This window comes from Alkalinema pantanalense CENA528 (genome assembly GCF_050753345.1).
GTDB classification, from domain to species: Bacteria; Cyanobacteriota; Cyanobacteriia; order Leptolyngbyales; family Leptolyngbyaceae; genus Alkalinema; species Alkalinema pantanalense.
On the sequence record NZ_JBLZFX010000141.1, the window covers coordinates 1 to 11,262 of the forward strand.

General features: G+C 50.0%; 15 protein-coding genes. 12 read left to right on the forward strand and 3 right to left on the reverse strand.

Annotated elements, in window-relative coordinates; all coding sequences use genetic code 11:
* Window positions 1–132: 132 nt before the first annotated feature.
* The 8 genes from cax to rnc all read left to right on the forward strand — a co-directional run bounded on the left by cax (window position 133) and on the right by rnc (window position 4,918).
* On the forward strand, window positions 133–1,254 hold the full coding sequence (gene cax, locus ACN4EG_RS25795) for a calcium/proton exchanger (RefSeq protein WP_431633154.1): 1,122 nt from the start codon (window positions 133–135) through the stop codon (window positions 1,252–1,254).
* A gap of 126 nt (window positions 1,255–1,380) precedes the next feature.
* Window positions 1,381–1,791, forward strand: a complete 411-nt coding sequence (msrB, locus tag ACN4EG_RS25800; protein ID WP_431633155.1) for a peptide-methionine (R)-S-oxide reductase MsrB — start codon at window positions 1,381–1,383, stop codon at window positions 1,789–1,791.
* A 99-nt stretch (window positions 1,792–1,890) separates the two neighbouring features.
* Entirely contained in the window at window positions 1,891–2,280 is a 390-nt protein-coding gene (locus ACN4EG_RS25805; protein ID WP_431633156.1) for a hypothetical protein, read from the forward strand.
* 27 nt (window positions 2,281–2,307) lie between these two features.
* A complete protein-coding gene (locus ACN4EG_RS25810; protein ID WP_431633167.1) occupies window positions 2,308–2,745 on the forward strand; it encodes an ISAzo13-like element transposase-related protein in 438 nt (145 codons plus the stop codon).
* Window positions 2,739–2,936, forward strand: coding sequence for a hypothetical protein (locus tag ACN4EG_RS25815; RefSeq protein ID WP_431633168.1), 198 nt, complete (start codon window positions 2,739–2,741; stop codon window positions 2,934–2,936). The genes ACN4EG_RS25810 and ACN4EG_RS25815 overlap by 7 nt, the downstream gene beginning before the upstream one ends.
* Before the next feature lie 58 nt (window positions 2,937–2,994).
* Window positions 2,995–3,444: an NYN domain-containing protein gene (locus ACN4EG_RS25820; protein ID WP_431633157.1), complete on the forward strand. Its 450-nt coding sequence runs from the start codon at window positions 2,995–2,997 to the stop codon at window positions 3,442–3,444.
* A 336-nt stretch (window positions 3,445–3,780) separates the two neighbouring features.
* Window positions 3,781–4,263, forward strand: a complete 483-nt coding sequence (locus tag ACN4EG_RS25825) for an NYN domain-containing protein (RefSeq protein WP_431633158.1) — start codon at window positions 3,781–3,783, stop codon at window positions 4,261–4,263.
* The gene (rnc, locus tag ACN4EG_RS25830; protein WP_431633159.1) at window positions 4,241–4,918 is read left to right on the forward strand and encodes a ribonuclease III; all 678 of its coding nucleotides are present in this window, start codon (window positions 4,241–4,243) and stop codon (window positions 4,916–4,918) included. The genes ACN4EG_RS25825 and rnc overlap by 23 nt, the downstream gene beginning before the upstream one ends.
* A gap of 32 nt (window positions 4,919–4,950) precedes the next feature.
* Here rnc and ACN4EG_RS25835 read toward each other — a convergent pair whose 3' ends face one another.
* Window positions 4,951–5,877 (reverse strand): DUF389 domain-containing protein, encoded by a 927-nt coding sequence (locus tag ACN4EG_RS25835; RefSeq protein ID WP_431633160.1) that lies wholly within the window; start codon window positions 5,875–5,877, stop codon window positions 4,951–4,953.
* A gap of 149 nt (window positions 5,878–6,026) precedes the next feature.
* Here ACN4EG_RS25835 and ACN4EG_RS25840 point away from each other — a divergent pair, with 149 nt between their 5' ends.
* Together ACN4EG_RS25840 and ACN4EG_RS25845 are read left to right on the forward strand one after the other, a co-directional pair.
* A complete protein-coding gene (locus ACN4EG_RS25840) occupies window positions 6,027–6,965 on the forward strand; it encodes a calcium/sodium antiporter (RefSeq protein WP_431633161.1) in 939 nt (312 codons plus the stop codon).
* 212 nt (window positions 6,966–7,177) lie between these two features.
* A complete protein-coding gene (locus tag ACN4EG_RS25845; RefSeq protein ID WP_431633162.1) occupies window positions 7,178–7,465 on the forward strand; it encodes a DUF6464 family protein in 288 nt (95 codons plus the stop codon).
* Between the two features lie 171 nt (window positions 7,466–7,636).
* Here the strand turns inward: ACN4EG_RS25845 and ACN4EG_RS25850 are convergent, their stop codons facing one another.
* Entirely contained in the window at window positions 7,637–7,876 is a 240-nt protein-coding gene (locus ACN4EG_RS25850; protein ID WP_431633163.1) for a hypothetical protein, read from the reverse strand.
* 109 nt (window positions 7,877–7,985) lie between these two features.
* Between ACN4EG_RS25850 and ACN4EG_RS25855 the strand changes: the two genes are divergently transcribed.
* On the forward strand, window positions 7,986–8,852 hold the full coding sequence (locus tag ACN4EG_RS25855) for a PHP domain-containing protein (RefSeq protein WP_431633164.1): 867 nt from the start codon (window positions 7,986–7,988) through the stop codon (window positions 8,850–8,852).
* Between the two features lie 68 nt (window positions 8,853–8,920).
* Window positions 8,921–9,307, forward strand: coding sequence for an element excision factor XisI family protein (locus ACN4EG_RS25860; protein WP_431633165.1), 387 nt, complete (start codon window positions 8,921–8,923; stop codon window positions 9,305–9,307).
* A gap of 110 nt (window positions 9,308–9,417) precedes the next feature.
* Here the strand turns inward: ACN4EG_RS25860 and ACN4EG_RS25865 are convergent, their stop codons facing one another.
* Window positions 9,418–11,136 (reverse strand): WD40 repeat domain-containing protein, encoded by a 1,719-nt coding sequence (locus ACN4EG_RS25865; protein ID WP_431633166.1) that lies wholly within the window; start codon window positions 11,134–11,136, stop codon window positions 9,418–9,420.
* Between the last annotated feature and the right edge of the window lie 126 nt (window positions 11,137–11,262).

The following is an 11,262-nucleotide window of genomic DNA, read 5'->3' on the forward strand; positions in this document are numbered from 1 at the left end:
AACGCAGCAGGCTTGTGGAACTTCTACTTAGATGCAGCATAAGTTAGATAACAGTCAGGGCAAACCCTGTCCCAGAGCTGGTTTTATTTCCCAACAACTCTATTCATCCGTCAAATATCCACCTGGCGAAGTATGTCAATTAAAAACTTAGTCTTTCTTGGGCTATTAGCCTTCATCCCAATTTCGATCGCAGCTCATTTTCTTCACTGGGGTGCTTTGGTTGTCTTCTTAACAGCGGGAGCCGCAATCCTTCCCTTGGCGGCTTGGATGGGAACAGCTACGGAGGAAATTGCGGTAGTAGCAGGGCCGACCCTCGGGGGGTTGTTGAATGCGACCTTTGGCAACGCGACGGAATTAATCATCGCGATCGTCGCCCTCAATGCAGGCTTGATCGACGTGGTGAAAGCAAGTTTAACCGGGTCGATTATTGGCAACCTATTGCTGGTCATGGGCCTATCCATGCTTCTAGGAGGATTGCGCTATAAAGAACAGGAATTTCAGCCTGTGGTGGCACGGGTCAATGCGTCGTCCATGAACTTGGCGGTGATTGCGCTCTTGCTGCCCACAGCGGTGAACTACACGTCCACCGGCATTGATGAGATCACCATTCAAAAGCTATCGGTTGCTGTGGCGATCGTGCTGATTGGGGTCTATGGGTTAACGCTGTTGTTTTCCATGAAAACCCATACCTACTTATACGATGCGGCAACTGTGGAAGAAGACGCAGCCGAAATGGCAGAAGCTAGCCTTGCGGGAGAAGCGCAAGAAGGGCACCAACCCAATCTAGTATTCTGGACATTTATTTTGTTCTGCTGCACGATCGGCGTCGCGATCGAGTCGGAGTTGCTGGTAGATAGCCTGGAAGAAGCAACTTCGATGCTGGGGCTGACGGCATTGTTTACCGGGGTGATCTTGTTGCCGATTATTGGGAACGCCGCAGAACACGCCACTGCCGTCACCGTCGCCATGAAGGACAAAATGGATTTGTCGCTGTCCGTAGCAGTCGGATCCAGTCTGCAAATTGCGTTGTTTGTCGCTCCGGTTTTGGTGATTGCAGGGTGGTTCCTAGGGCAGCCCATGGATTTAAACTTCAATCCCTTTGAACTGGTAGCCGTGGCCGTGGCGGTTTTGATTACCAATTCCATTAGTTCCGATGGCAAATCAAACTGGCTGGAGGGAACACTCTTGCTGGCGGCCTATGCGGTTTTGGGATTAGCTTTTTACTTCCACCCTGTGGTTCCGGGGATGAGCTAATGGGCCCTAGGGAGTCCGGTAATCCCGCCTCTGCCTAGACTCCGACCAACCGAAATTCATTGCATAATCGTAGGAACAGGGCGATCGCTCTGTTCCTTTTTTAGCGTTAGGCGAAGTGAATCCACCATGGCAACTAACAAAGTGTTTGAAGTCCAAAAAACTGAGGCGGAGTGGCAGCAACTTCTGACGCCGGAGCAGTTTCGGGTTCTCCGTAAACATGGCACCGAGCGGGCAGGAACCAGTCCGTTGGATAAAAATTATGAACCTGGTACCTATGCTTGCTCGGGCTGTGGGCAAGACTTGTTTACCTCGGAGACTAAGTTCAACAGTGGAACGGGCTGGCCGAGCTTCTATGGCCCGATCGAAGGGGCGATCGAGACGTCAGTGGATCGATCGTTCTTTATGACGCGGGTAGAAGTCCATTGCAGCCGTTGTGGCGGACACTTAGGCCATGTCTTTCCCGATGGGCCAAAGCCGACGGGGCAGCGATACTGCATGAATGGCGTGTCGCTAGAGTTTAAGCCTGCCAGGACTTAGGGACTTACAAATAAATAAGACACCGGGTATTCTAGAAGCTCATAGAGCAGAAGGATGGGATCGTTTGCCCAGACTCTTGACAGAAGGATGCCCTAAACCATGCTCAATGAGACGATTAAAGCAACGCTCAAAGATGCCGCCCGGAAGCTGACTGGAGCCAAGAAGCAAGACTTGATCGCAAAAGTTGCTGAAGACTATTTTGCGGGGTCAGCGCGGAAAACAGAAACTGTTTTAGGGTGGCATCGCGAGGCAGTGCAACTAGGGTTGCATGAACGACGCAGTGGGATAGTCTGTGTGGAACACTATCGAGCCAGAGGTCGGCATCAAAGTGAAGTGGTGTTGGCAAATTTAGAAGCCGATATTGCCAGTTTGGTGGATGGGCAAGCCCAAGCAGATCCGAAATTTCAATCGACCTTTTTGTATGCGCGCATCAGTGCCCGAGCCGTGCGAGAAGTCTTGATAGAAGAGAGGGACTACAACGAGACCTAGCTGCCTTCGCGTCAGACGATTGGGGCCATCCTCAATCGCAGGGGGTTCGGCAATTTTTCGCGCAATGGCAAGGATCGCAGCTTAGAAGCCAAACAAGCTGACGATCATGAGACTGAATGGCAATCGGTATTGGTACCTTTTGGCATTCTCAATCTTGATAACGATGAGCTGTCGATTTACTTTGGTCAATCCGCTAAAACCAGTGATTTTATTGTCGATTGTTTGGCCTGGTGGTGGCAGGACAATCAAGTTAATTACTCTGGGATTGAGGAGTGGGTAATTAATCTAGATGGCGGATCTGCAACTCGCAGCGATCGCACCCAGTTCATTAAACGCATGGTTGAATTGGCTCAACGGATCGACCTGCCCATTCGATTAATTGACTATCCGCCTTACCACAGCAAATACAATGCCATGAATGATGCTGGGCAGCCCTTGAGAATTACTGGAATGGAGCGATCTTAGATTCGGTCGAAGCGGCTGTTCAATGGGCCACGAAGATGACCTGGAAAGCCGTTGCTCCAGTGGTTTATCTGGTGGAGGGCTTCTATGAAAAGGGAGTTAAGGTGCTAGCTGAGGAATTAGAATTCTATCTCCCTTGCTGGCAACCCTCTGAAACGTTACCCAAATGGAATATCACCATTCTCCCTAATTGACTGGGATGTTATTTATTTGCGTATCCCCTACTTAAAAAATTTTTTAGAGGTAACACCCATGGCAAGAATCAAGCTTGTTTATGTGTTTCTTGATGTGGAAAATATTCCTTCCCATCCCTACGCCTTTCGAATTCGACGATTTTCGAGACGATTCGGCAAGGTCCACCCCGATCGCCTGCGCGCTTATGCTGTTAACTGGAGGATTCGGGAAGAGGCTCAGAAGATGCTGCAGAAAGCAAGCTTTTTGACCAAAAACGTTGCCCCTGGTGAGAATGCTGTTGATAACAGAATCATTCGAGACTGTACAACGTTTTCTCAACAAGGGAGACCTCAGGACGTTTACATTTTGGTGAGTGGCGATGGGGATTATGTCGAAATGGTGGAAATGCTGCACGATCGAGACAAATATGTTGTATGTCTAACCAGTAAAGCCCATGCGGCTAGTAAGCGGCTACTACAGTGCGTCGATGAGCATTACTTTCTCGAAGATCTCTATTCGTCTAATTAACTAATTTGGATGCTGCATACCCTGGCGAAGATACGAAGGCTCACACCAGGTATTTTTGACTGCTCCTTTTGGGAAATTCCAAGGTGCAGTATCCAGTATTGATGTAAATTTTCTTTAAGATTTTCGGGGCAAGGACTTGACAAACCTAAAAACTTGGAGTTAGGTTAATGAGCAAGCTTCAAGTTAAAGGCGTTCTTCTGAACCTAATACTTTCTTATGTGTTGAAGAATTTAATCTTCGTGGAGATCTCTCCCCTACACATGGTTGAGTATCAGGTTCGCAAGAATATCTTTCACCCAAAAGCCTCTAATTCACTCGATTTTAGAGGAGTAACTCATGACAGAGCAATCGCTTGTCTATGTGTGCGTTGATGTGGAAAATATGCCTGCCCATCCCTATGCAGACCACATTCGACAATTTTCCACGCAGTATGGTCAAACTTGTCAAACTCGAATGCGAGCTTACGCTGTAGATTGGACAATGCGAGAAAAGCCGAGGACAACGTTTCAACATGCAGGTTTTTTAACCCTGAGAGTGAAACCTGGAGACAATGCGGTAGACAACAAGATTTTGCGCTATGGCATTGCTTCATCGATGAATCGTCTATGTCAGCAAGATGTTTATATTTTGGTTACTGGAGATAGTGACTATATCGAACTTGTGCAAGTACTACGTCAACTTAGTAAATACGTCATTTGTCTGACCAGTAAACGCTGTAAATCTAGTCACAAGCTCCTTCAGAGCGTTGATGAACATTACTTTCTCGAAGATCTCCCCCAACTTCTTGCACGATCCCATGAAATCCTTCCCGCTGCCTAAGTTTGAACATGAGACTCTCCTTCAGCAGGCGATGACCCATCGTTCCTATGTGAATGAGAATCCCAATGTTAACAAACATAATGAACGGCTAGAGTTTCTGGGCGACGCAATTTTGACCTTTCTTTGTGGTGAATTTCTTTATAAGAAATATCCTTCACTGCCGGAAGGTAAACTGACGTCTTTACGATCGTCTTTAGTAGATGAAAAGCAGTTAGCTCAATTCGCGATCGCCCTTGACCTCGGTCAACACCTCTTACTGGGCAAAGGGGCGGATCAAACCGGTGGGAGACAAAATCCAAACCTTTTGAGCAGTGCCTTTGAAGCATTGATTGGAGCATATTATCTGGATTGCGATTCAGATATTACTTGCATTCGTCGTTACGTTGAACCCTTCTTTGAAGCCATAGTGGAAAAGCTGACAGTTGAAGCGCCCAATATTAATTACAAAAGTGAGTTGCAACATTGGGCAGCAGTAAATTATGGGGAAAATCCAGTGTATAGCTTAGTGCAAGCGATCGGCCCCGATCACCAAAAGCAATTTGTGGTGGAGGTGCAAATAATAAATAAATCCTATGGACGGGGATCTGGACGCACTAAACAAGCCGCTGAAAAGGATGCTGCACGGGACGCATTAGAAACCTTAGGACTCTTGTGAAGGCAGTTCGCAAGTACCTGCTAAAGCACTGGTTATGGGGCAGAGGGCGTGGGTTGTTGTCGCCGCACTTCGGTGGTCTGACTAATTTCAAAAATCAACGTAAACGGCTGCCCCATGGATTTTTCAATAAATTCCTCAAGCAACTCAACCTGTCTAGGGGTGATAATCTCTTGACTCCGAACGGTTAATCGAATTTCTGGGGGATTCACGAACCAATTCGTTTCTGCTTGAATCAGATCCATATTCTGGAATGTGACCGTTCGATTCACTAATGCTTGCCTGATGCTCGTTTCTAGGCGATTTTGCTTCACCAAATCTACAGAACTAATCCCTAAAGGAATCATTAACCCACTTGTCAAAATAGCCGCTAAGGTCAATGCTTTGCGAGCTTGGGTAAAGGGCGTATATCCCATTAAGAGAAATGCCACCATACAAGATAAGGTGATGCCCAAGAGGTTAGTTAAATAAAGTAGCAATGCACCTAAACTCAGGAGTAAGTTTGAATGGGCTAACCCTAACCCAATTACGCAAATGGGCGGCATCAAGGCCACGGCGATCGCGGTACCTGCCAACGTACCCGAAATTTTGGGTTCGGTTTTGGCATAACCACTAATGCAGCCAGCAGCGATCGCAATGCCTAAATCCAGCAAAGTGGGCTTCGATCGGGCTAAAATTTCGCTCCCAAACGAAGAAATGCCCACAATAGCCCCTAGCCCCCAAGTCAACACAACCGCTAAGAGGGTACCCACCGTCACCGCCACCAGCCCGCGCCGGAATAGGACAACATCCCCTTCCAATGCACCAAAGGCTAAACTACGAATGGGTAACATTAGAGGTGCAATAATCATGGCCCCAATAATCACAGCGGCACTGTTAGACAGCAGCCCCAGTGTTGCAATAATGCAAGAACCTACCACCAAAATTAGGTAACTGAAGCTGAGGGCAGATTCTTCTATCAATTCCTCCAGCAGTTCATCGGATTTTTTGAACCTAGCATGTCTTCTAGCGAACAATTGAAAGCGCCTTTGTGCTTTCAGGAGAAACGGGAGCGCACGCCTTAATACACGTTTCTTAACCATAGATAGCCGAGACGGAGTTTCAGACATTGATGGGTGATTACATTGTTCTCATAATAGGCGTTCTCAGTGCCGGAATTGGCGGAGAATTATTTGTTCGCGGCGTTATTGGACTTGCCCACTGGATGCGAGTTTCCGCAGGAATTATTGGAGCGACCGTAGCAGCCTTCGCAACTTCAAGTCCAGAACTCTCTGTGGCGATCAACGCAGCGATAGAACAGCAACCCCAGATTTCTCTAGGCGATGTTTTAGGCAGTAATATCGTGAATGTTGGCCTAGTTCTGGGACTATCGCTCGTCATATCAGGGATTCAAAGTCCTCGGGACAGCGTCAGGCGGGATTTTCCCATTGCTCTCATGACCCCGATCGTCATAGGGGTACTGGCTCTGGATGGGATTCTTTCACGCCTGGATGGATTGATTCTTTTAGGGATGTTTGGGACTTGGATGATTGCCGTACTCGTGGAGGTGCGTAGACAACAAAGTGCCGCCGAGGAAATGCTAGGGGAACCTCGGCTCAAATTTGCCATTGCATTTTCTATTGTTGGGTTGTTCTTTCTGATCGCCGCAGGACATCTGATTGTGATTGCAGCGAAGGGCATTGCCCTTTCATTTGGCATTGACGAATTTGTAATTGGCGCAACGATCGTTGCCATGGGAACCTCCGTCCCAGAATTAGCAACCACTGTCATTTCTAAGGTGCGGGGCCATGAGGAAATTGGCTTAGGTACTATTGTGGGTAGCAATATTTTTAATAGCCTGTGGGTGGTGGGCATTGCGGCCACGCTGTTTCCCATTACTGTGAATTGGCAGGAAGTTGCGATCGCGCTTGTATTTGGCCTCCTGACGATCGCGTTTACCTTTCCCGCTAGGAATGGCCTGATTGAGCGACGGCGGGGCGTTTTATTGCTAGCTTTGTACACAGCCTATGTACTGACTATTCTTCAAAGAATTTCTGCTCCTGCAACTTAATCCGTCCCTACCACTGCAGGAGGGATAGCAGGGTGAAGGGCTGAAAAAAGCTACGACGATCGAAAAGGTGGGTCATTGACAAGATGATGGCTCACATAGCCGTGATCGTCAGCTAGCAGTGATTACGTGATGATTTTTGAACAACGAAAACCTATTTTTCAAGAGTTTAAGCATAATGGACGTAAGGACATTCCGATGAGGTTTTGTTGCTTATGCTCGAAGTGGCGCTGATTCTGGTTTTGGGCTTTTTGCCTTTGCTATGGTCGTTACTATCCATGCGGAAGTGGGAAGCAAAGGCCCAGGAAGAATTGCAACGGGCGATCGCAGCAGCCAACCGTCGCCAAATGCGTCATTTACTCAACTTACCCCATCCTGAAACGGCACGGGCAACCACCGCGATCGGGAATTTAAACTGTCGGCACAATGCTCATTCAGCTTATTTACGGTGTGCCATTAATCCGATCGGCCCCTGTGAAGGCTGTTTGCATTATGAATCGTGATGACTGAACGATCGCTCCTAGAGCTTAGAGAGAGCAAGGATGACAAGGCACGATCGCAGTATTGATAGATTTTGGATTAGATAAGGTTTGGATTAGATAGCGTTGGGATTAGATAAATTTTGGATTAGATAGCGTTTGATTTAGATTTAGGCATTAGGGTTTGCTGTTGGATTAGGCGGCGTAGTTCAGTTGACCGATCGGTTGGTTGACCATCGTAATATCGGTTTGACTGACTAACATGAGGTCGGCTTGGCTGGATAGGAATTCGGTATAGTCGGCGAGGGTGTCTAGCCCGACGGAACCGAGAATCCATTCCGTTGCGAGAAATAGGGTGGTTTTAATCGTTAATTTAGCAACTGTTTGAAACCATTTGGGGGAGGTTTGGTGGTGCGGCTGGTGGTGGTGCAACATTCGTGGTAACCCTCATCACTTGCTCAATCTCTCTGGTGATATATATGGGCCAGGGGGGGAGCGTTATGCAGGTTACACTGGAGGAAAATACAATTTTTTCTGCTGACCTATGCTGGAATTGCACTGCCATACGACGTTTTCCGATGGTACGCTGACCCCGACGCAGCTGGTGACGGCGGCGATCGCGGCGGGGGTGCGGGCGCTGGCCATTACGGATCATGACACGATGGCGGGCTGGGATGAGGCGCGGCAGGCGGCGGGCCAGGATTTGGAGATTGTGCCGGGGTTGGAACTGAGCACGGTGCACAATGGGAAATCGCTGCATGTGTTGGGGTTCTACCCCGATCGATCGAAATTAGAATCCCCGTTGCAGGAACGGCTGGCAGGACGCAAACGACGGGCGGCGGAAATGCGGGATAAGTTGGCGGCGTTGGGCTATGGGGTGGAGTTGCCGGAGTTGGGGCCGGGGATGGCTCCGGGCAGACCTCATTTAGCGGCGGCGATGGTACGGGCGGGGTATGTGCCTGATTCCCAGACGGCGTTTGATCAGTTCCTAGGGGATGGGAAGCCAGCCTATGTGGAGTATGAGCGCTTTGAGGCGGTGGATGGCATTCGGTTGCTGCGATCGTGCGGGGCGGTTCCGGTTTGGGCGCATCCTTACCTGTTTCGGGGGGGGACGGTGGAGACGGCGTTGCCGGAGTTGGTGGCGGCGGGGTTGATGGGGTTGGAGGTGTACCATCCTCACCACAGTGCTTATCAGGTGGATAAGCTGGAGCGGTTGTGTGGGGAGTTTGGATTAATTATGACCGGGGGGAGTGATTACCACGGCCCCAAGCCGGAGGCGGAGAAGCCGGCCTATGCGGGGGCGCATACCCATGGCACGTTGAATAGTTTGCAGGTGCCGATCGATCTGTTGGAGCCATTGAAGGATGTAGCCGATCGGGTCAAGCGGGAAGCAGAAACGGAAAAATGTTGAAGGAGGAAAGGGTATTCGTTTCTAAGTGTCCGGTAGAGCATTGATACGCTATTGGAGGAAATTGTCCAATGGTCACCCAATCCCGCAATGTTGCTGCGTTGAAGCCTGAAGACATTCCGCAGTCTAGGCTTGAGGTATATCGTCATGTTGTTCAAACGTTACTGACGGATTATGCAGAGCGGTCATCTACGGAGTCCGTTCAATGTATCCCGTTGTTGGACGTGCAAGGTGACCATTATCAAGTGTTATATATTGGTTGGGATGAGTCTGGAAAGCGTGTTTTTAAACCTGTACTTCATATTGATATTATTGATGACAAAATTTGGATTCAGGAGAATATTACTGATCTAGATCTAGATATGTTGCTTGCAACCGCAGGAATTCAACCGTCGGAAATTGTTATTGGGTTTCATTCTCCGTCTTTAAGAAAATTTGGGATTTATGCGATCGAGTAAGGTGCGATCGCGGTGATTTCTGGTTGTAGTGCGAAGTCGTGATCTCAAGAGTCTGTCATCGATCGCTAGAAGCAATGAAGGCCGAAATATCACTTGAATCTGATTAGCGATTATTGTTTTCTCGGTGCAAGTTTCTCAGCGTATTGTTTAGGATCTTCTGGCCAATCGGGTTTCCATTGTTTAGCTAATGTGAAACCTTCGATCGCTTTGTTCAAGTTCCCTTTACGGGCAGACTTTTCTGATTGGCTGATTAAATAATTGGCGGCTCTGGTTAAGCGATCGGGGGTCTGACAGGCGGTTAATTCTTGCAGTTCTGAGGCATAGGTGACGAGATAACTATCTGCCCAATCGCAGCCTCGGGTTAACAATTGTTCCAACGTTTCCACTGGATAAATCAGAACTCGGCCATTGGAAGTTGCGATCGCGATCGATGCTGCATTGGGCGCAAAGGTCACGTCTGAAACAGTAGCGCCTTTTTCTTGAAACTCGGCTATTTGCTGGCCTTGCAGGTTCCAGACCCGCGCCGTGCCGTCGATGCCACGGGTCGCTAGGCTCTTGCCATCGGGACTGTAGACTACGCTCAAGACATCGCCTTGATGGCCTTTGAGTTCCGCGATTTGCTGGCCTTGCAGGTTCCAGACCCGCGCCGTCCCGTCGCTGCCACGGGTCGCTAGGCTCTTGCCATCGGGACTGTAGACTACGCTCAAGACATCGCCTTGATGGCCTTTGAGTTCCGCGATTTGCTGGCCTTGCAGGTTCCAGACCCGCGCCGTCCCGTCGCTGCCACGGGTCGCTAGGCTCTTGCCATCGGGACTGTAGACTACGCTCAAGACATCGCCTTGATGGCCGTAGAGTGGTCGGTCTCGAATATTTGTCAAAATCGTATGGAGTGCCAGTTGTGGACTCATGGTCGGCTCTGGCAAAGCCCCTGTTTTCAAGGCATTCTGGAGTTTTTGCGCTGCCTTAAGGGAACTGATCAAGGCTTCAAACGGTGCAAACTCAAATTGCTTTAAGGAGGCAGTTGCACTCCGTTCCAGGGAAGCAATCGTTTCAGCTTTTTTCTGCGCATCTTTAGCCACAAAGGAACTGGGTACCGCGATCGCCGCCACCACCAGCGCCGCGATCGCCCCTGCCCCACTCGCGATCGTCCAGCGTCGCACTTTGCCCAATTGCTGATTCGCTTCCGCCAGTTCCGTCTCCGCCTGTTCCCGCGCCGTCGTCAAAATCTGATTCGCTTCCTGCTCCGCCGCCAGCAGCGTCTGCATCTCCCGCCGCTCCAGCTCCTGGCTCGCATCCAAAAACCGATAATCATCATCCCCCAGCCGCTTGCCCTCCGCCCAATCCCGCGCATCCTGCAACGCCTGCCCCCGCAACAACCGCGACTCATCCACCCCCGCCGAGGCCAACCACACCGCGATCGCCGCCCCGTAGGGCCGCAACTCCCCCAACGCCCGATCGACCCACCCCCCATCAAACACCGCCCCATAGATCCGGTTATAAAGCCGCAACCGCCCCTGCCGCTTCACCACCAGCCCCGTCAGCCGCAGCTCCAACTGCTCCTCACTCTCATCCGCCGCAATCCCATCCTCCCCCGCCAACACCTGCTGATACACCCCCAGCAGCCGCCCCATCCGCTCCTCACCCCGCCGCAACAACCGATCGCGAATCGTCTTCAAATGCGGCGGCAAATCCTGCGCCTCCCACTGGTCAATCACCCGCTCCCGCACCACCCGCTCCACAAACTCCGCCGATCCCCCTAAATCCCCCTTCAAAAGGGGGACTTCAGAACTCAGATCCTCCCATTCACTTTGCTCCCCTCCTCTACTCATGTCCCCCCCTTGATAAGGGGGGCTAGCGATTATCTTGAAAGTCAAGTAGGTTGGGGCAGAACTTGCCCTGGATTAGCTATGGCCGCAGGGTTCCAGAAGGTTCCCTGCTTGACCATGGCATTGAGA